General features: G+C 70.5%; 20 protein-coding genes and 1 pseudogene. 4 read left to right on the top strand and 17 right to left on the bottom strand.

From position 1 onward, the window contains the following. Nucleotides 1-150: 150 nt before the first annotated feature. The 3 genes from ACFWGJ_RS11610 to ACFWGJ_RS11600 all read left to right on the top strand — a co-directional run bounded on the left by ACFWGJ_RS11610 (nucleotide 151) and on the right by ACFWGJ_RS11600 (nucleotide 3113). Nucleotides 151-1098 carry a 5'-3' exonuclease H3TH domain-containing protein gene (locus ACFWGJ_RS11610; RefSeq protein WP_387322764.1) on the top strand — a complete coding sequence of 316 codons (948 nt, stop codon included), beginning with the start codon at nucleotides 151-153 and terminating at the stop codon, nucleotides 1096-1098. A gap of 125 nt (nucleotides 1099-1223) precedes the next feature. Next, entirely contained in the window at nucleotides 1224-2075 is an 852-nt protein-coding gene (locus ACFWGJ_RS11605) for a siderophore-interacting protein (RefSeq protein WP_387322749.1), read from the top strand. Between the two features lie 81 nt (nucleotides 2076-2156). Beyond that, the gene (locus ACFWGJ_RS11600) at nucleotides 2157-3113 is read left to right on the top strand and encodes an RluA family pseudouridine synthase (RefSeq protein WP_387322748.1); all 957 of its coding nucleotides are present in this window, start codon (nucleotides 2157-2159) and stop codon (nucleotides 3111-3113) included. Between the two features lie 45 nt (nucleotides 3114-3158). On the opposite strand, the gene ACFWGJ_RS11595 is transcribed toward ACFWGJ_RS11600, so the two are convergent. From ACFWGJ_RS11595 to ACFWGJ_RS11515, 17 genes and pseudogenes are all read right to left on the bottom strand, one after another. Then, complete coding sequence (locus ACFWGJ_RS11595) at nucleotides 3159-4640, bottom strand: cytochrome P450 (RefSeq protein ID WP_387322746.1); 1482 nt, start codon at nucleotides 4638-4640, stop codon at nucleotides 3159-3161. A gap of 177 nt (nucleotides 4641-4817) precedes the next feature. Beyond that, complete coding sequence (locus ACFWGJ_RS11590) at nucleotides 4818-5432, bottom strand: ATP/GTP-binding protein (RefSeq protein WP_387322744.1); 615 nt, start codon at nucleotides 5430-5432, stop codon at nucleotides 4818-4820. Continuing rightward, nucleotides 5413-5853 (bottom strand): DUF742 domain-containing protein, encoded by a 441-nt coding sequence (locus ACFWGJ_RS11585; protein ID WP_387322742.1) that lies wholly within the window; start codon nucleotides 5851-5853, stop codon nucleotides 5413-5415. The genes ACFWGJ_RS11590 and ACFWGJ_RS11585 overlap by 20 nt, the downstream gene beginning before the upstream one ends. After that, complete coding sequence (locus ACFWGJ_RS11580; protein WP_107019841.1) at nucleotides 5850-6257, bottom strand: roadblock/LC7 domain-containing protein; 408 nt, start codon at nucleotides 6255-6257, stop codon at nucleotides 5850-5852. Before ACFWGJ_RS11580 ends, ACFWGJ_RS11585 begins: the two co-directional genes overlap by 4 nt. Continuing rightward, nucleotides 6254-7861, bottom strand: a complete 1608-nt coding sequence (locus tag ACFWGJ_RS11575) for a sensor histidine kinase (RefSeq protein WP_387322740.1) — start codon at nucleotides 7859-7861, stop codon at nucleotides 6254-6256. The genes ACFWGJ_RS11580 and ACFWGJ_RS11575 overlap by 4 nt, the downstream gene beginning before the upstream one ends. A gap of 380 nt (nucleotides 7862-8241) precedes the next feature. Further along, nucleotides 8242-11103 carry a DEAD/DEAH box helicase gene (locus ACFWGJ_RS11570; protein ID WP_387322738.1) on the bottom strand — a complete coding sequence of 954 codons (2862 nt, stop codon included), beginning with the start codon at nucleotides 11101-11103 and terminating at the stop codon, nucleotides 8242-8244. Between the two features lie 119 nt (nucleotides 11104-11222). Continuing rightward, nucleotides 11223-12113 (bottom strand): diacylglycerol kinase, encoded by an 891-nt coding sequence (locus tag ACFWGJ_RS11565; protein ID WP_387322737.1) that lies wholly within the window; start codon nucleotides 12111-12113, stop codon nucleotides 11223-11225. 43 nt (nucleotides 12114-12156) lie between these two features. Then, nucleotides 12157-13113, bottom strand: a complete 957-nt coding sequence (tatC, locus tag ACFWGJ_RS11560) for a twin-arginine translocase subunit TatC (RefSeq protein ID WP_387322735.1) — start codon at nucleotides 13111-13113, stop codon at nucleotides 12157-12159. A 49-nt stretch (nucleotides 13114-13162) separates the two neighbouring features. Further along, on the bottom strand, nucleotides 13163-13447 hold the full coding sequence (gene tatA / locus ACFWGJ_RS11555; RefSeq protein ID WP_189779339.1) for a Sec-independent protein translocase subunit TatA: 285 nt from the start codon (nucleotides 13445-13447) through the stop codon (nucleotides 13163-13165). A 237-nt stretch (nucleotides 13448-13684) separates the two neighbouring features. Beyond that, on the bottom strand, nucleotides 13685-13879 hold the full coding sequence (locus ACFWGJ_RS11550; protein WP_387322733.1) for a hypothetical protein: 195 nt from the start codon (nucleotides 13877-13879) through the stop codon (nucleotides 13685-13687). A 9-nt stretch (nucleotides 13880-13888) separates the two neighbouring features. Then, nucleotides 13889-14176, bottom strand: coding sequence for a hypothetical protein (locus tag ACFWGJ_RS11545; protein ID WP_387322731.1), 288 nt, complete (start codon nucleotides 14174-14176; stop codon nucleotides 13889-13891). Nucleotides 14177-14187: 11 nt separating this feature from the next. Then, nucleotides 14188-15330, bottom strand: a complete 1143-nt coding sequence (locus ACFWGJ_RS11540; RefSeq protein ID WP_387322729.1) for a helix-turn-helix transcriptional regulator — start codon at nucleotides 15328-15330, stop codon at nucleotides 14188-14190. Nucleotides 15331-15345: 15 nt separating this feature from the next. Continuing rightward, nucleotides 15346-16299, bottom strand: coding sequence for a helix-turn-helix transcriptional regulator (locus tag ACFWGJ_RS11535; protein ID WP_387322727.1), 954 nt, complete (start codon nucleotides 16297-16299; stop codon nucleotides 15346-15348). Between the two features lie 163 nt (nucleotides 16300-16462). Next, nucleotides 16463-16834 (bottom strand): FKBP-type peptidyl-prolyl cis-trans isomerase, encoded by a 372-nt coding sequence (locus ACFWGJ_RS11530; protein WP_387322725.1) that lies wholly within the window; start codon nucleotides 16832-16834, stop codon nucleotides 16463-16465. Nucleotides 16835-16885: 51 nt separating this feature from the next. Further along, on the bottom strand, nucleotides 16886-17899 hold the full coding sequence (locus ACFWGJ_RS11525) for an FKBP-type peptidyl-prolyl cis-trans isomerase (RefSeq protein ID WP_387322723.1): 1014 nt from the start codon (nucleotides 17897-17899) through the stop codon (nucleotides 16886-16888). A gap of 173 nt (nucleotides 17900-18072) precedes the next feature. Then, a complete protein-coding gene (gene pafA / locus ACFWGJ_RS11520; protein ID WP_149512755.1) occupies nucleotides 18073-19434 on the bottom strand; it encodes a Pup--protein ligase in 1362 nt (453 codons plus the stop codon). 9 nt (nucleotides 19435-19443) lie between these two features. Continuing rightward, nucleotides 19444-20702: pseudogene (locus ACFWGJ_RS11515) on the bottom strand (MFS transporter). A 156-nt stretch (nucleotides 20703-20858) separates the two neighbouring features. Here ACFWGJ_RS11515 and ACFWGJ_RS11510 point away from each other — a divergent pair. Continuing rightward, nucleotides 20859-21875: a LacI family DNA-binding transcriptional regulator gene (locus ACFWGJ_RS11510; RefSeq protein ID WP_387322720.1), complete on the top strand. Its 1017-nt coding sequence runs from the start codon at nucleotides 20859-20861 to the stop codon at nucleotides 21873-21875. Nucleotides 21876-22014: the final 139 nt, after the last annotated feature.

The following is a 22014-nucleotide window of genomic DNA, read 5'->3' as shown; positions in this document are numbered from 1 at the left end:
TGGCCCAAACCCGACCGTGTTCCAGTTCACACGGTGTTTACTTCGGGAAGGTTGCGGAACTCGCCTGCGCCCCCTTTCCGCAACGGGCCCGCAATGGACCGTGCGGCCACCGTCCGCGCCGCAGGGTGACTGTCAGTGGCGTACGGCATGATGCGGGGCGTGACGCAGCAGACTCAGCAGCCCCGGCGAACCATGCTCCTCGACACCGCATCCCTGTACTTTCGCGCCTACTTCGGGGTGCCGGAATCCGTGAAGGCCCCGGACGGCACTCCCGTGAACGCCGTACGGGGACTTCTTGAGTTCATCGACCGGCTCGTGAAGGACCACCGGCCGGACGACCTGGTGGCCTGCATGGACGCGGACTGGCGCCCGCAGTGGCGGGTCGACCTGATCCCCTCCTACAAGGCGCACCGCGTCGCCCAGGAGACCGAGACGGGCCCGGACGAGGAGGAGGTGCCCGACACCCTCTCGCCGCAGGTGCCCGTCATCGAGGAGATCCTGGACGCGCTGGGCATCGCGCGCGTGGGCGTCGAGGGGTACGAGGCGGACGACGTGATCGGCACGTTCACCGGCCGCGCCACGGGCCCGGTCGACATCGTCACCGGCGACCGCGACCTGTACCAACTGGTGGACGACGCACGGGGCGTCCGCGTGCTGTACCCACTCAAGGGCGTCGGCTCCCTGCAGGTCACGGACGAGGCCTGGCTGCGCGAGAAGTACGGCGTCGACGGGCCGGGGTACGCGGATCTCGCGCTGCTGCGCGGCGACCCCAGCGACGGGCTGCCGGGCGTGCCGGGCATCGGCGAGAAGACGGCGGCCAAACTGCTGGCCGAGTTCGGGGACCTGGCCTCGATCATGGCGGCGGTGGACGACCCGAAGGCCAGGCTCACCCCGTCGCAGCGCAAGCGCCTGGCCGAGTCACGGCCGTACGTGTCGGTCGCCCCGAAGGTCGTCAAGGTGGCCGGTGACGTGCCCCTGCCGGAGGTGGACACGGCGGTGCCCCGCTCTCCCCGCGACCCGGCGGCCCTGGACGCGCTGGCGGCCCGGTGGGGTCTCGGCGGCTCGTTGACGCGGTTGCTGTCGACTCTGGGGGCATGAGAGGGACACTGGACACGTGGGGCCGCCCCCTCGCCCCCTGTTCAACTGAGGCGTGTCACGGGGGTGCGACACAGGGAGAGGTGCTAACTTAGGTAAGCCTTAGCGAACTTATCCAGGAGGCCGTTATGGCAGAGCGTCCGGCACGCAAGGCTCCCAGGCCGCACTCCGCGCGGGTCGTCCGTACGGAGCGGCTCACTCCGCACATGCAGCGCGTGGTCCTCGGGGGCGAGGGGCTCGCCGACTTCACCGCGGGCACCAGCACCGACCACTACGTGAAGCTGCTGTTCGACGCCGAGGGCGTGACGTATCCGGAGCCCTTCGACATGGCGCGGATCCGCGAGGAGTTCCCCCGCGAGCAGTGGCCCGTCACGCGTACGTACACCGTGCGCGCCTGGGACCCCGAGCAGCGCGAACTGACCCTCGACTTCGTGATCCACGGCGACGAGGGGCTCGCCGGGCCCTGGGCGGCCCGCGTACAGGCCGGCGAGCTCGTGCGGTTCCTCGGACCGGGTGGGGCGTACGCGCCCGACACCGGGGCCGACTGGCATCTGCTGGCCGGTGACGAGAGCGCACTGCCCGCCATCGCCGCCTCGCTGGAGGCCATGCCCCACGGAGCGCAGGTGCGCGCCTTCGTGGAGGTCTCCGGGCCCGAGGAGGAGCAGAAGTTCGACTCCGCCGTGGAGGTCGTCTGGCTGCACCGTGGTGACCGGCCGGTCGGCGAGGCCCTGGTGGCGGCCGTCCGGGCCCTTGAGTTCCCGGCGGGCCGGGTGCACGCGTTCGTGCACGGCGAGGCGGGCTTCGTGAAGGAGCTGCGGCGGCTGCTGCGCGTCGAGCGGGAGATTCCCCGTGAGGACATCTCCATCTCCGGGTACTGGCGGCTGGGGCACAACGAGGACGGGTGGCAGGCCGCGAAGCGGGACTGGAACGCCCAGGTGGAGGCGGAGCAGGAGGGTGCGCCTCCTGCCGCCTCCGCCTGAGGAACTCCTCCGGGGCGGTGTTCGGAGCGTGTCCGCGGGCCGGTGGGGGCTGAGCGCGCCCACGCTGCGTACGCTGACCAGGTGAGACGCAAGAGCAGGATTCCGCCCTCGCCCCTGCCCCAGCGCGAAGGGGTGGACCCGGTGCGGGTGCGGATGCCGGCCGACGGGGCCTGGAGCACCGTACGGGAGCATCTACTGGAGCGGCTCGCACCACGGGCCGCGGTGATCGACGCGATGCTCGCCGCCGGGGACATCGTGGACGCGGACGGGCGGCCGGTGACGGCGGACACGGCCTACGTGCCCGGGATGTTCGTGTGGTTCCACCGGGAACTGCCCGACGAGGAGCGGGTGCCGTTCCCCATCGAGATCGTCCACCACGACGGCCACATCGTGGTCGCCGACAAACCCCACTTCATCGCCACGACACCCCGGGGCAGCCATGTCACCGAGACGGTTCTCGCCCGGCTGCGGCGGGACCTCGGGCTGCCGTCGCTGGGCGCCGCACACCGGCTCGACCGGCTCACCGCCGGGCTCGTGCTGTTCACGGTGCGGCCCGAGGAGCGCGGCGCGTACCAGTCGCTGTTCCGCGACCGGCTCGTACGCAAGGAGTACGAGGCGGTGGCGGCGTACGCACCGGCGCTGGACCTGCCCGTGACGGTCCGCAGCCGGATCCTCAAGGAGCGGGGGGTGCTCGCCGCCCGGGAGGTGCCGGGCGAGCCGAACGCCGAGACCCGGGTCGAGCTGCTGGAGCACCGGGAAGGCCGGGGCCGCTACCGGCTGCTGCCGCACACCGGGCAGACCCATCAACTGCGGGTGCACATGAGCGCGTTGGGTGTGCCGATCCTCGGCGACCCGCTGTATCCGGTGGTCACCGGCCCCGTGCCGGCCGGTGACTTCCGGCGCCCGCTCCAACTGCTGGCGCGGGTGCTGGAGTTCACCGATCCGGTCACGGGGCACCGCCATTCGTTCCGCAGCGGACGGGCCCTCCAGGCCTGGTCGGCGCACGACGACTGGGCCGGTGCCGGACTCCCCCGGTGACGTCGTGGCAGCCGGGCTCAGGCCCGGACGCCGGGACGGCCGGGCTCAGTAGCCGCGCCACCAACGCAGGAACCGCTGCCAGGCGCCGAGCCGTTGCCCCGGTCCGGCAGCCGGGTCGGCGGCCGCGGGCTCCGGCAGGTCGATCGTGGGGCGCGGCACCGAGGCGGCCTCCAGGGACGGGTCGGAGAGGTCCCAGTCGGGGCGGGGGCGAGGCACCTCACCGACGCCGGGCCGCTCCATGACGTCCTGCGGTGAAACCGGGGCGAACACGACCGGCAGTTCCGCCAGGTGCCGCGAGGAGATGGACGCCGTCCATGTCAGGTCGTCCTCGTCCACGGCGAGCTGGACATCCGGGAGCCGCTTGAGGAGCGCGTCGACGCCGACGTCCGCGATGGCACGGCCGATGTCCTGGCCGGGGCACTCGTGCGGGCCGCCGCCGAAGGCGAGGTGCGAGCGGTTGCCCATCATGTTCGCCTTGAGGTCCGGGCGGACGTGCGGGTCGACGTTGCCGGCCGCCATCCCGAGGAGCAGCCCGTCGCCCTTGCGGATGCGCTGTCCGCCCAGCTCCGTGTCCTGCTTGGCGAAGTAGCCGAGGACGTTGCTGAACGGCGGCTCGTTCCACAGGGACTGCTCCACCGCCTGGGGCACCGTCATCTGGCCGCCGTTGAGCTGGGCGCGGAAGCCCGGGTCGGTGAGCACCACGCGCAGCACGTTGGCCAGGAGGTTCGCCGTGGCCTCGTACGCGGCGAGGAGGACGACCCGCAGATGCTGGCCCACCTCCTCGTCGGTGAGTCCGGCCGGGTGGTTGATGAGGTGGCTGGTGAAGTCCTCGGCGGGCTCGGCCCGGCGGCGGACCGTGAGGCGCATCAGCACGCTCATGACGTACTCGTTGCTGGCGATCGCGGTCTCGGTGCCCTTGAGGAGGTCGCGGGTGGCCTGCACCATCCGGTCGTCGTACTCCTCGGGCATGCCGAGGATCTCGCACAGGACGGCCATCGGCAGGTGTTCGGCGAACTGGGAGACCAGGTCGGCGGTGCCGCGGTGACAGAAGTGGTTGACCAGCTCCTGCGTCCAGTGGCTGATGTGGCGGCGCAGGTCACGGGAGTTGATGGTCGACATGGCGCCCATCACCGAGCCACGCAGCCGCTGGTGCTCGTCGCCCTCGGCGTGGGAGCAGATGGGCTGCCAGGTGATGAGCGGCATCAGCGGATGGTCGGGGCCCGCGGTGCCGTCCAGGAGGGGGGTCCAGATCCGGCTGTCGCGTGTGTAGACCGACGGGTTGCTGATCATGTGGAGGTTCTCGCCGTGTCCGAGCACCATCCAGATGGGCACGTCGTTGTGGAGCAGCACGGGCGCGACGGCGCCGTGCTCGGCGCGCAGCTTCTCGTACAGCCCCGCGAGATCCTGCGCGTCGGGCCCGTACAGCCGGCGCAGCCCGCCGGGCCCGGTGCCATGGGCCGGACAGCCCGGCGGCGGCCCGGCCATGGGGTCGTCCGTGTCGGTCAGAGAGTGAGATTCAGGCGTCACGGTGATCGCTTTCGGGGAGGGATTGTTGGGGGGACAGCGCTCGCGGGGCGGGTTGAAAGACAGGGGCGCAGCCCGGTCTTCAGGGGCGCGGGGCTGTGTCGATCTGCGGCTCCGCCGCGTGGGCGCGACCAGCCCCCACCGGACCCGCAGGTCATCACGGCGCACGCAGCGGAGCGCTCACGCCGAGGCCATGGCAATCGAGTGCAGAAACCGCATCAACGTCATCAGCACGTCCCGGCTGGAAGCCCGCCGCCGCGCGTCGCACTGCATCATGGGAATCTCCTCGGGCAGGTCGAGCGCCGCCCGCAGGTCCTCCATGGGGTAACGGGGGCCGTCCGGGAAGTCGTTGACGGCGACGACGAACGGCACGCCACGCTCCTCCAGCCGTCCGATGACGTCGAAGCTGACCTCCAGGCGCCGGGTGTCGACCAGGACGACCGCGCCCAGAGCGCCTTCGAACAGGCCGTTCCACAGGAACCAGAAGCGTTCCTGTCCGGGGGTGCCGAACAGGTACAGCACCAGCTGTTCGGTGATGCTGATGCGGCCGAAGTCCATCGCGACGGTGGTGGCCGTCTTCGTGTCGGAGCCGTAGTTGTCGTCGACCCCGATGCCGGCCTGCGTCATGGTCTCTTCGGTGGTCAGCGGCCTGATCTCGCTGACGGAACCCACCATCGTCGTCTTGCCGACCCCGAAGCCGCCCACGATCACGATCTTCACCGCGGCGGTCGCCGTGTGCGGGAGGTGGTCCTCGGCGCGGGGCCCCGGGACGGTGTCAGAGCTTTTGAAGTCCATGCATCACCGCTTCGAGAAGGGAACGGTCGGGCAGCTCCGCGCGGACGATCGGAGCGCGCGCCTGTACCAGTTCAGCCGTCAGCAGCTCGGTCAGCAGTACGGTCACCACGCTGAACGGCAGATTGAGATAGGCCGAGACCTCGGCCACGGACATGGGGGCCTGGCAGAGCCGGAGCAGCGCCGACTGTTCCGGCTGGGCGGTGGGCGGGGCATCGGCGCACGCCACGATTAAGGTCACCAGGTCGAGTTCGGCACGGTCGCCGCCCTCGACCTGGCCGGTGACGACGTACAGCCGTTCCGGCTCGCGGGGCCGGCCCGGCCCGCCCGGCCCGGCGTGCGGGCCGGGCCCTTCCGGCGGGGGCGCGGGTTTCGGTTTGTGAGCCGCCTTGGGCAGGCGGCGGCGTCGTTGAGGAGGGCTCATACGGTCTGCCCGTTCCGCCGGGGCGGACTCGTGAGGTGCGCGCCGATCCGGACGACGAGGTCACGCATCCGGGCGCTCATGAGTCCGGCGTCGACGTGGGCCTCCGCCAGCACCGCGAGATAGGCGTTGGGGCCCGCGGCCATCATGTAGAAGTAGCCGCCCTCCATCTCGATGATGACCATGCGCATCTTGCCGTCGGTGTCGGGGATCTCGGTGGCGACGGCCCCGGCGAGGCTCTGCAGTCCGGCGCAGGCCGCGGCGATGCGGTCGGCGGCGTCGGGGTCGCCGCCGTAGCGGGCGATGCGCAGACCGTCGGCGGAGAGGACGACCACCTGCCGGGTGCCGTACACCCCGTCGGACAGCTCCTTGAGCATCCAGTCGAAATTGGCGCGCTGCTGGATCACTTGAGGTCCCCCTCGTCGTCGGCCTCGGTGCGGGCCGGACTGTTCGTCGCTCCGGGCGTCTGCTGCGGGTCGCCGTCGCCTTTGAGGCCGGCCATGAACGCCTCGACCCACAGCCCGGGTTCCTTCTCTTCCTTCTTCTTCTTGGGCACCTGGGTGGACGACCGGGTCCAGTCGATGACGGGGCGGCCCTCCTTGCGAGCGGCCTCCGCTTCCGCCGCGGCGGCCCTGGCCTCCTTCACCCGCTGGCTGTACGGGACGTGGACCCTGCTGCGGCGCTGCGGCAGCCCGTTGGCCGTCCACTCGGTGACCTCGGGGACGTCGTCCTCCATCTCGTCCGGCTTGGAGGTACGGGGTCCGGTGGTGGGGCGGCGCTTCTTCTCGACGCGCTGGGGGCCCTCGACGCCGTCGAAGTCGACCTTGGGCACGGCCGCCGCGCCGATGCCGTGGGCGAGACCGGGTGCGTTCTCCTCGGTGAGCAGCTTGCGCGGTACGACGAGGACCGCGCGTACGCCGCCGTACGCGGACTGGCGCAGGGAGACCTGCATGTCGTACATGTCCATGAGGCGCCCGACGACGGCGAGGCCCAGGCGGGGGTCCTCACCGAGCTGGTTGAGGTCGGGGCCCTTCGCCGCCTGCGCGAGCATCCGTTCGGCCCGGGTGCGGGCCTCCTCGCTGAGGCTGACGCCGGCGTCCTCGATCTCGATGGCCACACCGGTCTGCACCTCGACGGCGGTGACGTGGACCTTGGTGTGCGGCGGGGAGTAGCGCGTGGCGTTGTCGAGGAGTTCGGCGGCGGCGTGGATGACGGGCTCGACGTGGATGCCGTCGACGCTCACCTTGGCGATGGAGTGCAGCTCGATGCGCCGGTACTCCAGGATGCGGGACATGGCGCCGCGCAGCACGCTGTACAGCGGGACCGGCGCGGGCCACTGGCGGCCGGGGCGTCCGCCGCCGAGGACGGCGATGGAGTCGGCGAGACGGCCGATCAGCGCGGTGCCGTGGTCGATGCGCAGCAGGTCGTCGAAGACCTCGGGGTTGCGCCCGTGGTCCTCCTCCATCTCGCGCAGTTCCACGTTCTGCTGGTGGACGATCGCCTGCACGCGGCGGGCGATGTTGACGAAGGAGCGCTGCGCGGCCTCGCGCTGCAGTTCCTCGTGGTCGATGATCCGCAGCAGTTCGATCAGGAGTGTGCGCTGGGAGCGGGGGATGTTCCGCTGGGCGGGGTCGTTGTCGACGAGCCGCCGGACCGTCTCCTCGGGGGAGCGGCCGCCGCGCATCGCCTTGAGGACGGTGGGCAGCAGGTGCTCGCGGAGATGGTCGATCTCCGCGTCGTGCAGGGAGACGCGCCGTTCCATGGATTCCGTGCGGCGGGCGAGTTCGGCCCGGGCCGCGCGGATGACCCGGCCGCGCCGGACCGCTTCCGCCGCTGTGGCGATCACGAGCAGGGTCGCGACGGCTCCGCACCAGCCGACGGCCGCGCGAGCCGGCTGCGTCACCAGGGCGACGGCGGTACCGGTCGCGACGGCCATCACTATGGCCGGCAGCAGCAGCACGCGCGCGTAGGGGACGTCACGGCCACCGGGAGGCAATTGAACACTCACCATGTATGCCCTCTGAGACAAATCGACTGGAGGTCGGGGGGGAGGTATCTGGATCTTCAGAACTTGGGGGAACAAGCGCACGAATTCATCTCAACTCGGTGCGCTGCGGGCGAGCTTAGTCCGACCGGATCATCGCTGTGTCATATTCAGCAACCACCTGAAATCGCCCTCGCAACAGGAGTACGCTCAGCCCCATTTACACGCCACGCATCCATACGAACACCCAGCGTGACGGCGTACGGGCATACGAAAGCCCCTCATCAGAAGGGGTGATGGGGGCTTTCGCGCCGCTGCGGGACGTGTCCGGACCCGGGCACCCCATGGTCAGGGGCCCGGATCCGTCCGGTCGCTCGGCGGCTTCGGCGTCCGGGTGCCTCGGCGGCTCAGCCCACCGAGGAGTACGCCACCACTCCGCGCAGTAGTTGGTCGACCGCCTTACGGGCGTTCTTCGCCACCGTCGAACTCGCGGCGGACGACGTCGGTGCCGCCGCCGAGATCTGCCCGAGCACGTCGATGACCTGCTTGCACCAGCGCACGAAGTCACCGGCGGGCATCTCCGCCTCGCGCAGCACCTCGTCGAGGCCCTTGCCCGACGCCCACTCGTGCGCCGCCCAGGCGAAGCCCAGGTCGGGCTCGCGCTGGCCCACACCCTCGGTCTGGGTGATGCGGAAGTCCTCCTCCAGGGCGTCGAGGCGGCCCCAGATGCGGACCATCTCACCCAGTGCGGCCTTCGCCCTGCCGGACGGCAGCTTGGGCGCCATCGCGTCGTCGCCGACCCGGGACTCGTACACCAACGCCGAGACGCACGCGGCCAGTTCGGCCGGTCCCAGGCCCTCCCAGACTCCCTCGCGCAGGCATTCGCTGGAGAGCAGGTCCATCTCGCCGTACAACCGGGCGAGCCGCTTGCCGTGCTCGGTGACCTCGTCTCCCCGCAGGTAGTCCATCTCGGTCAGCAGCGCCACGATGCGGTCGAAGGTGCGGGCGATGGTGTTCGTCCGGCCCTCGATGCGCTGCTCCAGCTGCGCGGTGTCGCGGCGCAGCCGGTGGTAGCGCTCGGCCCAGCGGGCGTGGTCCTCGCGGTCGCTGCACCCGTGGCAGGGGTGGGCACGGATGGCGGTCCTCAGCCGGGCGATCTCGCGGTCGTCGGCGGCCTCGGCGCGCCTCTTGCGGTGCCGGTCGGGCACGATGTGCCCGGCCTTGGTCCGCAGCGCGGAGGCCAGGTCGCGGCGCGACTGCGGTGAGCGCGCGTTGAACGACTTCGGGATGCGCATCCGCTCCAGGGCCTCCACGGGCACCGGGAAGTCCATCGACGCGAGCCGCTTGACCTGCCGCTCGGCGGTGAGCACGAGCGGGCGGGGTCCGTCGTGCTGCTCGAAGCCCCGGTGGCCGTTGGACCGCCCCGCGGGCAGCCCCGGGTCGAGGACCAGCGCGAGCCCCGCGAACTTGCCGGTGGGCACGTGGATGATGTCGCCCGGCTTGAGCTTCTCCAGTGCGACGGCCGCCTCGGCGCGCCGCTGGGAGGCGCCCTGCTTGGCCAGCTCGGTCTCCCGGTCCTTCAGCTCGCGCCGCAGTCGCGCGTACTCGTCGAAGTCCCCGAGGTGGCAGGTCATCGACTCCTTGTAGCCCTCAAGTCCCTCCTCGTTGCGCTGCACCTGGCGGGAGATCCCGACGACCGACTTGTCGGCCTGGAACTGCGCGAAGGAGGTCTCCAGCAGCTCGCGCGAACGGTGCCGTCCGAACTGCTCGACGAGGTTGACCGCCATGTTGTACGAGGGCTTGAAGCTGGAGCGCAGCGGGTACGTGCGCGTGCCGGCCAGTCCCGCGAGGTGGTCGGGGTTCATCCCCCGCTGCCACAGCACCACGGCGTGGCCCTCGACATCGATGCCGCGGCGGCCTGCCCGGCCCGTGAGCTGGGTGTACTCGCCGGGGGTGATGTCCGCGTGCTGTTCGCCGTTCCACTTGACGAGCTTTTCCAGGACCACCGAACGGGCGGGCATGTTGATGCCCAGCGCGAGGGTCTCGGTGGCGAACACGGCCTTCACCAGGCCGCGTACGAACAGTTCCTCGACGACCTCCTTGAACGTCGGCAGCATGCCCGCGTGGTGGGCCGCGATGCCGCGCTCCAGGCCTTCCAGCCACTCGTAGTAGCCAAGGACGTGCAGGTCCTCGTCCGGGATGGCCGCCGTGCGCTCCTCGACCAGGGCGCGCACCCGTTCCCGGGCGTCCTCGTCGTTCAGCCGCAGGCCCGCGTACAGGCACTGCTGGACGGCTGCCTCGCAGGCCGCGCGGCTGAAGATGAACGTGATGGCGGGCAGCAGCCCTTCGGAGTCGAGCCGCTCGATGACCTCGGGCCGGCCCGGCGTCCACACCCGGGACCGCTGTCTGCGCTCGCGCTCCCGGTCGGCGTCGCGCATGGCGCGGCCGCGCTTGCGGTCCTGGTACGACGGACGGCTGGCCTCCATGCGCGCCAGGCGTGTGAGGTCGGGGTTGACGGCCTTCTTGTGGCCCTCGCCCTCCTCGAACAGGTCGTACATCCGCCGGCCGCCGAGCACGTGCTGGAACAGCGGGACGGGCCGGTGCTCGGAGACGATCACCTCGGTGTCGCCGCGCACGGTGTCGAGCCAGTCCCCGAACTCCTCCGCGTTCGACACGGTCGCCGACAGCGACACCAGCGTGACCGACTCGGGGAGGTGGATGATCACTTCCTCCCAGACGGCGCCGCGGAAGCGGTCCGAGAGGTAGTGCACCTCGTCCATGACGACGTACCCGAGGCCCAGGAGGGTCTGCGAGCCCGCGTACAGCATGTTGCGCAGCACCTCGGTGGTCATCACGACCACCGGGGCGTCGCTGTTGACGCTGTTGTCGCCGGTCAGGAGACCGACCTTGTCCGCGCCGTAACGACGGGACAGGTCCGCGTACTTCTGGTTCGACAGGGCCTTGATGGGTGTCGTGTAGAAGCACTTCTTGCCCTGCTGGAGGGCGAGATGGACGGCGAACTCGCCCACGATCGTCTTGCCGGAGCCGGTGGGCGCGGCCACCAGGACTCCTTTGCCCCCTTCAAGAGCTTTGCAGGCCTCGATCTGGAAGGGGTCGAGGCCGAAGTCGTACATCTCGCGGAAGCCCGCGAGCGCGGTGGCCTGCTCGACAGCGCGCTTCCGTGCTGCCGCGTACCGCTCGGCCGGTGAGAGGTCGTCTGTCATCGTGCTTTCGAGACTACCGGCCACCACTGACAACAGGACGATCATTATCCGATCGGAGCGCCCGGATCCCTCCCGGCCGGTTCCGTCCGGTGTGTCCGACCGCCCCCTGCCCGGCGAACCGGTACGGCGGTCCGGGAGCGGGGGCCGAGCCGTGGGAGGCCGGTTCAGGCCCCCGCCACCCGTACCGCTCCCCTTACGCACTCCGCGGTCAGCGGAAGCGGGCCGACCGGCTCACCGTCCGCGTATCCGGTGACACCCTCCGCGGCCAGTTCGACCTTCGCGGCCCGGTGCACGGTGACCATGGGGTGGTCCAGGTGGGTGCCCTTGTAGACCTGCGGGAAGACCCGCAGCAGCGAGGTGCGGCTGCACGCGCCGACCACGGTGATGTCGAAGAGCCCGTCGGTGAGGTCCGCGTCCGCGCAGATCCGCATGCCGCCTCCGTAGGAGGAGCCGTTGCCGACGGCCACCAGTGTCGCCTCGGTCTCCCGGACCTCGCCGTCGTCCAGCGTGATCCGGTACGGGAAGGGCTTGAAGGCCGCGAGTTCGGCGAGCATCGCGAGGTCGTACTTGAACCGGCCGGCGGGCCACCGCATGCGGTTGCCGCGGTCGTTGACCCGCGAGTCGAAGCCGGAGGCGAGGACCGTGCCGAACCAGGTGCCGCCCACCCGCCCGAGGTCGACGTCCCGCAGCCGGGCCCCCTTGAGCGCCTCGGCGATCGTGCGCCCCGCGGCCGCCGGGTCCCGTACGGGCAGTCCCAGCGCCCGCGCGAAGTCGTTGCCGGTGCCGACGGCGACCAGCCCCAGAGGCGTACCGGTCCCCGCGACGGCCTGCAGGGCGAGGCCTGCCATGCCGTCGCCCCCGACGGCCACCAGGGCGCCGGTACCGGCTGCCACGGCGGCACGCGCGCGTGTGAGGGCGTCCCGGGCGTTCTCGCCGAGGACCGTACGCACGGAGAAGCCCGCGGCCCGCAGAGCCGAAGCGGCCGGCTGCGCCGCACGGGCGCCCCGGCCGCGTCCCGCGGTGGGATTGACGAAGAGGGTGATCTCGCTGGTCACGGCCCGGACCCTACAAGGGCGGCGCCGAGGCCGGGTCCCGTCGTCAGGTCACGTCGTCGTAACCGTTGATCCGTTCCCGCTCGCCCTCCGGCTGCGCGGGCAGCGCGCGGTTGGCCGTCACGGGTTCGATCTCGCCGATGTCCTCAGGGGTGAGGTCGAGTTCGGAGGCCTCGTCGTCGTCGGGGCCCTCGGCCTCGCGACGGGCCCTGCGGCGGTCGTTCAGCAGGGAGAAGGCGGTGGCCGCGAAGTACAGGATCCAGATGGGTCCGGCGAGCGCCAGCATCGTCAGCGGGTCCGTGCTGGGCGTGGCGACGGCGGCGAAGACGGTGATGCCCATGATCATGCCGCGCCACCAGCCGGCCATGCGCCTGCCGGTGATCACGCCGGTCATGTTGAGCATCACCAGGAGCAGCGGGAGCTCGAAGGAAAGACCGAAGACGACGACCATGCGGGTCACGAGGTCGAGCAGGTCGTCCAGCGGCAGCAGGTTGTCGACGCCGAAGGGCGTGAACTCGATCAGGACCTTGGCGGTGGTGGGAAGCACCTTGTAGGCGAAGAAGGCTCCGCCGAGGAAGAGCGGGACGCCCGACGCGACGAACGCGTACGCGTACTTCTTCTCGCTGCGGTGCAGGCCCGGCGCGACGAACGCCCAGAGCTGGTACAGCCAGACCGGCGAGGCCAGCACGACACCGGCCATCAGCGACACCTTCAGGGCCAGCGTGAAGGGCGTCAGCAGACCGTTGATGGTGATCTGCGCACAGGGGTCGTCGGACGACGACTTCGCCAGCTGCTGGAAGGTCTTGTCGCAGCCCACCTCTTTGAGGATCGGCTCCGTGAAGAAGTTGATGATGTCGTTGTAGAAGAAGGCGGCGACGATCGTCACGAGGACGATGGCCAGCATCGCCTTCGCGAGCCGGTTGCGGAGCTCACGGAGGTGTTCCGCGAGGGGCATCCGCCCCTCGGGATCCTTCTCTTCCTTCTTGCGGGCGGACTTCAGCAACCCACGTTCCCATCTCGTGCGGCAGGCCGGCGGTCACCGGCCCCCTAGGTCAGCGCTTGGTCGTGTCCGTGGGCTCGGTGACCGGGCGGGAACTGGTCACGTCACCGGGTGCGGCCTGGATGGTGCGCTGGGGCTGCTGGTCGTCGTGCGGGGGCGCGGCCGGAGCGGCGGCGTCGTCCTTGCCCTCGCTCTTCATCGCCTTGGCCTCGCTCTTGAGGATGCGGGCGGACTTGCCCAGGGAGCGGGCCATGTCGGGAAGCTTCTTCGCGCCGAACAGCAGGATGACGACGACGAGGATGAGAATGATCTCGGGAGCGCCGAGCCTTCCGAACATAAGCTTTTACCTTCTCACCGAGGCGGCGTGGTTGGGTTGCTGCCCGACCGGTCGGACGTCTGTCCGAGGGTCGCGCTGGCAGCGATCGTAACGCTCAGGGGTGAACGCGAGGCAATCCCTGTGCGTACTCCCAGTTCGCGGTCGGCGCCTCACTCTCCGGTCCGCGACCTGCAGCGTACCTGCCGACCCTGCGGATCTGACAGGTCAGAGTGACTCAAAGCCCGGGCACAGGACGGCTCAGAGGGCGTCCGCGGAGCGGGCCACCGCGACGGACGCGTGCTCCAGATCCTCGGCGGCGCGGCTGATCCGGCGTGCGGATTCGTCGACCTGCCTGCCCAGCCGCTCCGCCTCCACGAAGACACGGACGGCGAGCACGCCGAGCACGGCGATTCCCAGGAAACCCACAGCGATCGCGAACATCGGCCAGAACATGGGTCGACCCTAAGCCCCCCGGACCGTCCCCTGCAGACGCAGGGCCCGCACCCCTCCCCCGGTGAGCAGCTCGACGATGCGCTCCCCGGCCGGTTTGCGCACCGACGTGCGGCACTGCGGGCAGGTGAAGGAGTAGAAAGTGGTCCGATGTGTCGCGCCGACGACCAGGCGCAGGGCGCTCGCGGCGAGCTCGAAGCCGCTCCGGCAGTCCGGGCACGCGGCCTTGAACACCACGGGATCCACTCTGGTCATCCCGGAGAACGCGGACGCCACGGACATCTCACTCGCACCAGACATTGCCGACCCGCTCACAGCCCTTGCTCCTGCCTGCCGTACAGCCCGTCATGAACTCCGTGCGGCCCGTCCTGCGGGCGCCGCACTCCCCCGTCACCGCCGGAGGGAGTATCCGTGACACCGTCGCGGGCCGCCTGCGAGGGGGCCTGCGCCCCGCTCCCGGCGTCGTGCGCGTCCGGTGGTCCCCATGGTCCGTCGTAGGCCGCGAGCGCCTCACGCGCCGCCCGGCGGGCGCTGTCGGCGACCTCCGGCGGCGACACGATCCGGCCGTCGCGCCCCAGCCGCAGCGCCAGGCGGCGCAGGGACGCCGGGTCCGGGGTGCGCAGCGTGATGCGCAGCCCGCCGTCCGGCAGCTCCTCTGCGCTGTCGTGGGGGTAGTACTCGGCGACCCAGCGTCCGCCGGGGCCGACCTCCACGACCACCTCGGGGTCCTCGGCGGCCGGCTGCACCAGCCCCTCCGAGAGGTCCCGCAGTTCGATCTCCGGCGGCGCGGACGGCTCGTCGAGGATCTTGATCTCGGCGACCCGGTCGAGGCGGAAGGTGCGCCGGGCCTCGGAGCGGCGGCACCAGGCCTCCACGTACGTGTGCCCGACGCTGACCAGGCGGATCGGGTCGATCTCGCGCTCGCTCAGCTCGTCCCGCGAGGGCGAGTAGTAGCGGATCCACAGTCTGCGCCGCTCGGAGATCGCCCGGTCGACGTCGGCGAAGACCCCGCCCTCCGCCTCGAAGGTGACCGACAGCCGGGAGCTGGCGCCGGCCGCCTCGCCGGAGGCGGCCTCCACCTTCGCGGTGGCCCGCAGCAGCGCCTGCCGGTCGCCCTCGCGCAGGCCCGGCAGGGTCGACACGGCCCGCGCCGCCACCAGGAGCGCGGTCGCCTCGTCGGCGGCGATCCGCAGCGGTTCCGCGACGTCGTCCGGGTTGTGCCACCAGATCCGGTCGCCGTCGGTGTCGATGTCGAGGAGGTCGCCGCCGCGGAAACTGGTCCCGCACAGCGGCAGCACGTCGAGGTCGGAGATCAGCTCGTCCTCGGTGATCCCGAAGGCCCGCGCCACGTCCTCGATGCGGGCGCCGGGGCGCTCGCGCAGATACGTCACCAGGGACAGCATCCGCCGCGTCTGGTCGATCGCGTTCGTGGGCCTGGCCGGTTTTCCTGCCACTTTCCTACGTCCCCCTCAGCCCTTGGCCACAGCGCGCAGCCGGTCCACGACGTCGGCCCGCAGCTCGGCCGGCTCCAGGACCACCACGTCGGGCCCGAACTCCACCAGCCAGGCGTCCAGACCGTGCCCGTACGGAACCTCCAACTCGTCCCACCCGTCCCCGAGTTCCCGCACGGACGCCGCCTTGGCGCGCAACGGGTAGCCCGAGCCCGTCCGCAGCCGGATCAGCGCGGTGCGGTCGGTGATGTCCCCGGCCCAGCCCGCGACGGTCTCCCGCACGGTGACGACGTCGGGCACCTCCGCCGTGTACGTGCCACTGCGCGTACGGACCTTGCCGGTGATCCGGGACAGCCGGAAGACGCGCTCGGCCCCCCGGTCGCGGTCCCAGCCGGCCAGGTACCAGTGGCCGCGCCAGCACTCCAGGGCCCAGGGCTCCACATGGCGGGGCCCTGGGCGGGCCGCGGTCGCCTTGCGGTAGTCGAAGGTGACGGGACGCCGGTCGCGGCAGGCGAGCATCAGGGGCTCGAAGGCCGCCTCGTGCACGGGGATGCGCGGCTCCAGCGCCCCATGGGGCTCGTACGGGTCGACGCCCTCGGGCAGGCCCGCGGCGCGCAGCTTCTGCAGGGCGCCGCTCGCCGCGCCCGCGAGCCGGGCCTGCTGCCAGACCTTGGCGGCGAGCCCGAGGGCCGCGGCCTCCTCGGCGTCCAGCGTGATGGGCGGCAGCCGGTTGCTGTCGCGGCGGGCCAGGTATCCGACCTCGCCGTCGAGGTTCTCCACCGTCTCGATGACCAGGCCGAGTTCGCGCAGATCGTCCTTGTCCCGCTCGAACATCCGGTTGAAGGAGTCGTCCGAGCCGGCCTCCAGATAGGCCTCGATGGACTCACGGAGTTCGCGCTTGCTGAGCGGTCGCCGCGTCCCGAGCAGACACAGCGCCAGGTTCATCAGCCGCTCTGCCTTGGCAATGGCCATCGACGCCCTTCCTATGGTGCTTCCGACCGATGACCGTACCGCCCCGGGGTGTCGTGGCAAAAGCCGAGGGTCCATGCCCGGACAGGCATGGACCCCAAGTGATCGAATCCAGTCGGACAGCGATCACGCAGCCAATGAAATACGACCTATGAAAATCGGAGCGTCAGACCCCTACGAGGTCGCAGACGAAGATCAGCGTCTCGCCGGGAGCGATACGGGCACCGGCACCGCGGTCACCGTACGCGAGGTGCGAGGGAATGATCAGCTGGCGGCGACCGCCGACCTTCATACCCTGCACACCCTGGTCCCAGCCCGCGATGACCTGACCGACGCCCAGCTTGAACTGCAGCGGCGTACCCCGGTTCCAGGACGCGTCGAACTCCTCGCCGGTGGAGAAGGCCACACCGACGTAGTGGACCGAGACGGTGTCGCCCGCCTTGGCCACCGGGCCGTCACCCTCCCAGATGTCCTTGACTTCGAGGTCCTTGGGGGGCTCGCCGCCCGGGAAGTCGATCTCGGGCTTGTCGATGCTCACGTCAGTGCTCCTGCTCGTTCTCGGTCGGACAACCCGGACAGTCTGCCATCCTCAGCTCGCGGCCAGGATGTCGACCACGAACACCAGGGTGGACTTGGCCGGCAGCTCCTCGCCCTTGGCCTCGTCGCCGTACGCCTGGGCCGGCGGAATCACCAGCAGGACCCGGTCCCCGACGTGCTTGCCGACGAGCCCCTTGTCCCAGCCCGCGATGACCTGACCCTGACCGATGACGGTGCTGAAGGGCTGACCGGTCTTCCACGACGAGTCGAAGAGCGTGGCCTTCGCCTTGCCCTCGTTCAGCTTCCACGCGGCACCGCTGTACTGCATGGTGACCGACTGGCCGCTCTTCACCTCGGCACCCTTGCCCGCGATCAGGACCTGGTCGACGAGCTTGGCCGGCGGGTCGTTCTTCGGCACCGAGATCGTCGCGGGCGCCTCGTCGTCCGCCTTGATCTGCGGCAGGTCCGACGGGATCGCCGCCTGCTTGCCCTCGACCTTGTTCGGGACGACATCGCCCACGTCCAGCGCGAACACCAGCGTGTCGGTGCCCGAGACCCCGGCCTGCTGGTTGCCCTGACTGCCGAAACCGGCGGCCGGCGGCGCCACGACCAGGACCCGGCTGCCCTCCTTCTGACCCACGAGCGCCTGCGAGAACGCCGGGATGACCGTCTCGGAACCCGCAGTGATCAACTGCGGCGCCCCGCCCTCCTGGTACGAGGAACCGAGGTCCTTGCCGCTCTTCCAGACCTTCCCGGTGAAGTTCATCGACACCAGGTCGTCCTTCTTCACCACCGAGCCGTCACCCTCGGAGACCGTGTGCACCACGAACTTGTCGGTCGGGTCACCCTTGGGCACCTCGATCGTCGCCTTCTTGCCGAAGGCACCCTTCACCGCGGGCATCGGCGACGCCGAGTCCACCGGCTTCGGCGCAGCCGCATTGGACGCGGAGGACGACGCCGACGGATCGGCCTTGTCCTTGTCGCCCTTGTCGTCGTCACTTCCGCAGGCGGACGCGGTCAGCGCCAGGGCAGGCACGATCAGGAGAGCAGCAAGTCGGCGTCGCACATCGATCCTCAGGTCGCTCGAATGGGGTCCGGCCACTCTAGGCCCTCACACCACCGGGCCGGGGCAGGCGGAACCGACCGTACCCATCGAGACATACGGAGGACGTAACACAGGACAGAACAGGGGTCCCGCACACCCGCGGTGCACAGGACCCCTGCCGAGTCGGCGAACTCCTACATGCCGGCGATCAGCTTCTCCACCCGATCGTCGACGGACCGGAACGGGTCCTTGCACAACACTGTGCGCTGCGCCTGGTCGTTGAGCTTCAGATGCACCCAGTCGACGGTGAAATCACGGCGCTGCTCCTGCGCACGCCGGATGAAGTCACCCCGCAACCGGGCCCGAGTGGTCTGCGGCGGCACGGACTTGCCCTCGAAGATCTTCAAGTCGTTGCAGATCCTCGCGGCCTGACCCCGCTTCTCCAGCAGATAGTAGAGACCCCGACGACGGTGGATGTCGTGGTAGGCGAGGTCTATCTGGGCGACGCGCGGATGCGACATCGTCATGTTGTGCTTGGCGCGGTACCGCTCGATGAGCTTGTACTTCATCACCCAGTCGATCTCGGTACCGATCCGGTCGAGGTCCTCCGACTCGATCGAATCCAGCGTGCGGCCCCACAGCTCCAGAACCTGGTCCACCACGCCCGTACGGATACCGCGGCGCTCCACGAAGTCCACGGCCTTCTCGTAGTATTCGCGCTGCACCTCCAGCGCCGACGCCTCCCGGCCACTGGCCAGACGCACCTTGCGGCGGCCCGTGATGTCATGGCTGACCTCGCGGATCGCCCGGATCGGGTTCTCCAGGGTCAGATCACGCATCACCGTGCCCGCCTCGATCATGCGCAGCACCAGATCGGTGGCACCGACCTTGAGGAGCATGGTCGTCTCGGACATGTTCGAGTCACCGACGATGACGTGCAGCCTGCGGTAGCGCTCGGCGTCCGCGTGCGGTTCGTCCCTGGTGTTGATGATCGGCCGGGAACGGGTCGTCGCCGAGGAGACACCCTCCCAGATGTGCTCCGCCCGCTGACTGACGCAGTACACCGCGCCCCGCGGGGTCTGCAGCACCTTTCCGGCACCGCAGAGCAGCTGCCTCGTGACGAGGAACGGAATGAGAATGTCCGCGAGCCGGGAGAACTCCCCGTGACGGGCCACCAGATAGTTCTCATGGCAGCCGTAGGAGTTGCCCGCCGAGTCGGTGTTGTTCTTGAAGAGGTAGACGTCGCCCGCGATTCCTTCCTCGTGCAGGCGTCGTTCCGCGTCTACCAGGAGTCCTTCCAGAATGCGTTCGCCGGCCTTGTCGTGGGTGACGAGTTCCGTCAGGTTGTCACATTCGGGAGTGGCATATTCCGGATGTGATCCCACGTCTAGATAGAGGCGGGCACCGTTTCGCAGAAAGACATTGCTGCTGCGGCCCCATGACACGACACGGCGGAAGAGGTACCGCGCCACCTCGTCGGGAGACAGGCGCCGCTGTCCCCTGAACGTACACGTGACGCCGTACTCGTTCTCCAGCCCGAAAATGCGGCGGTCCATGACTGAACATTACGCCCGAAGGCCTGTGCTGAAACGGGGTTCGGCACCTACGTTTCGATCATTTCCGAACGTGACTCCACCACCGCACCGCCGCCCGTAGCTGCGAGGACCCGCCCCGTGGCCAGCAGAACCAGCAACGCGGCACCCCCCGCCACCCCCGGTACGGCGAAACCCCGCACCGCTCCGCCCCACTCGACGACCGGCCCCGCGAGCCCCGTTCCGACCGACGCACCCACCGTGAACGTCGTCACCAGCCAGGAGAACGCCTCCGTCACCGTCCCCCGCGGCGCATGCCGGTCCACGATGATGAACGCACACGCGATACACGGCGCCAGGAACACACCCGCGAGCGCCACCAGACCCGTCATCGCCACCGCGCCCGGCATGAGCATCAGCGGCAGATAACACAGCGCCAGAAGCGCCACCAGCACCCGCAGCCGCCGCTCCGGCGCACCGCCCCACTGCCGCGCCCCGTAGACCGTGCCCCCGACGAGCGCACCCAGCCCCAGCGCCGCCATCAGCCAGCCGTACGTCGCGTCACCCCCGTGGTCGTCCGCGTACGACACACCCGCCACCGTGATGGAACCCAGCGCCATCCCCACGAAAAGGAACGCCCCCAGCAGCGCGATGAGCCCGCGCGAACGCAACGCACCCAGCCAGTGCGCCTCCCGCGGCGCCGAACGCCACGCGCGCGAGGGCCCCGACACCACTACGGAGAGGGCACCCAGGACCCCGATGACGTTGATGACGACCAGCGCCGCCTGCGCGGACCACAGGGACACGCACAGGGTCACCAGCAACGGCCCGACCGTGAACATGACCTCCTGCGCCACGGCGTCCATCGCGTACGCCGTGTGCACCTGCCCCTCCTTGCGCAGGACCGACGGCCACAGCGCCCGCAGACCGCCCTCAAGCGGCGGCGTGAAGAATCCGGCGACCACCATCAGGGCGTACGCCAGCGGAAGCGACTGCAGCCCCGTGAGGGCGAACACGCACACCCCGAGGGCGGAGACCAGCGCGGCGGGCAACTGGACCCGCGGCTGCCCGTACAGGTCCACCAGACGGCCCAGCAGCGGCTGCCCCACCGCGTTGGACACCCCGTAGACCGCGGTGAGCGCCCCCGCCAGGCTGTAGCTGCCGCCCTCCGCGCGCACGAAGAGCACCACCGCGATGGCACCCGCCGCGTTCGGCAGCCGGCCCACCAGCGTGCCCGCGAGCAGCCGTGCGGCATGTCTCGTCCGGAGGATCTCCAGGTAGCCCGCGGCCATGCCCTGCCCCTCTGTCCCGTCCGGCTGTCATGTCCGGTCGCCATGTCCGGCCGTCGTGTCCGTGCTGTCGCGAACGCCGGAGGTTTTACGTATAACGTCGCTCGTCATACGTACCATGTGCGCTGTCCGCGAGTCCAGCAGAAAGACAGGTCGACGGTGGCAGCAGGCAGCCCCCGCCCCACGAGCCGTGACGTCGCCCAGGCCGCCGGAGTGTCCCAGGCGGCCGTCTCCCTCGTGCTCGGCGACAAATGGCGCGGACGGGTCTCCGAACGCACCGCCGAACGCGTACGCGAAGCCGCCCGCGAACTCGGCTACCGCCCCAACCTCGCCGCCCGCAACCTCCGCCTCGGCAGCACCCGCACCGTGCTCCTGGTGGTACCCGCCCTCACCACCGAATTCTTCGCAGGTGTGTACACCGGCGCCGCCCGCGTCGCCGCCCAGCACGGATTCGGCGTACTGCTCTACCCCTCCCCCGAAGGCATCGGCCCCGCCCGCGACCCCTTCGCCTCCGCGCAGGCCGCCCTCGACGGCGTCATCGCCTCCTCCATGGCCGCCGACGCCCTCACCGCCATCCGCGGCGACCAGCTCCCCCTCGTCATGCTCGACAGCGACCCCGCCGCCAGCACCGGCGCGGCAACCGTCAACCTCGACATCCGCGACGGCGTACGGCAGACCGCGGAACACCTTCTGGCACTCGGCCACCGCCGCTTCCTGCACCTCGCGGCAGACATCCCGTCCTGGACCTTCGACATTCGCGCCCGCGAACTCGCCGAACGCCTCGCCGCCGTCCCCGGCACCGAACTGCGCACGGCCGCCGCCCCGATCACCATCGACGACGCCCGGGCCGCCGCGGAAGCCGCCCTCTCCGCCCCCGGCCCTCGCCCCACGGCCCTCGTCTGCGACGACGACAAGCTCGCCGCCGGCGCCTACAAGGCCGCCCGCCGCCTCGGCCTGCGCATCCCCGACGACCTCTCCGTCACCGGCCTCGACGACCTGGCCCTCGCCACCGCCCTCGACCCCGAACTGACCACGGTCCGCCTGGACGCCGAACTCTTCGGCGAACGCGGCATGCAAGCCCTCCTGGCGGTCCTGGAGTCCCGCACCCCCACCCCCGACGACATCCCGGTCACCTTGGTCGTCCGAGGCTCCACGGCACCACCGGGAGCCCGGTAGGGGGGGGCGGTTCCCTGGGGGCGCGGGGAACGGCGCAATCTTGTCGCTCGTAAGGGGCGCGGGGAACTGCGCGACCAGCCCCCACCGGGCCAGCACAACACCACGTGCCCCCGGCCGGAGAGGCCAGGGGCACGCATGA

Origin of the sequence: Streptomyces sp. NPDC060205 (assembly GCF_042728395.1) — a bacterium.
Lineage (GTDB): Bacteria > Actinomycetota > Actinomycetes > Streptomycetales > Streptomycetaceae > Streptomyces.
The sequence above is the reverse complement of the archived record's forward strand: the minus strand, read 5'-3'. Positions and strand labels throughout refer to the sequence as shown.

What these genes read in the sequence shown, in the direction of transcription:
- ACFWGJ_RS11535 (WP_387322727.1), bottom strand. Translation starts at nt 16,299, where the DNA reads ATGGCCATTGCCAAGGCAGAGCGGCTGATGAACCTGGCGCTGTGTCTG.
- tatA (WP_189779339.1), bottom strand. Translation starts at nt 13,447, where the DNA reads ATGTTCGGAAGGCTCGGCGCTCCCGAGATCATTCTCATCCTCGTCGTC.
- ACFWGJ_RS11605 (WP_387322749.1), top strand. Translation starts at nt 1,224, where the DNA reads ATGGCAGAGCGTCCGGCACGCAAGGCTCCCAGGCCGCACTCCGCGCGG.
- ACFWGJ_RS11575 (WP_387322740.1), bottom strand. Translation starts at nt 7,861, where the DNA reads ATGGTGAGTGTTCAATTGCCTCCCGGTGGCCGTGACGTCCCCTACGCG.
- ACFWGJ_RS11590 (WP_387322744.1), bottom strand. Translation starts at nt 5,432, where the DNA reads ATGGACTTCAAAAGCTCTGACACCGTCCCGGGGCCCCGCGCCGAGGAC.
- pafA (WP_149512755.1), bottom strand. Translation starts at nt 19,434, where the DNA reads ATGGACCGCCGCATTTTCGGGCTGGAGAACGAGTACGGCGTCACGTGT.
- ACFWGJ_RS11545 (WP_387322731.1), bottom strand. Translation starts at nt 14,176, where the DNA reads ATGTCTGGTGCGAGTGAGATGTCCGTGGCGTCCGCGTTCTCCGGGATG.
- ACFWGJ_RS11585 (WP_387322742.1), bottom strand. Translation starts at nt 5,853, where the DNA reads ATGAGCCCTCCTCAACGACGCCGCCGCCTGCCCAAGGCGGCTCACAAA.
- ACFWGJ_RS11610 (WP_387322764.1), top strand. Translation starts at nt 151, where the DNA reads ATGCGGGGCGTGACGCAGCAGACTCAGCAGCCCCGGCGAACCATGCTC.
- ACFWGJ_RS11550 (WP_387322733.1), bottom strand. Translation starts at nt 13,879, where the DNA reads ATGTTCTGGCCGATGTTCGCGATCGCTGTGGGTTTCCTGGGAATCGCC.
- ACFWGJ_RS11570 (WP_387322738.1), bottom strand. Translation starts at nt 11,103, where the DNA reads ATGATCGTCCTGTTGTCAGTGGTGGCCGGTAGTCTCGAAAGCACGATG.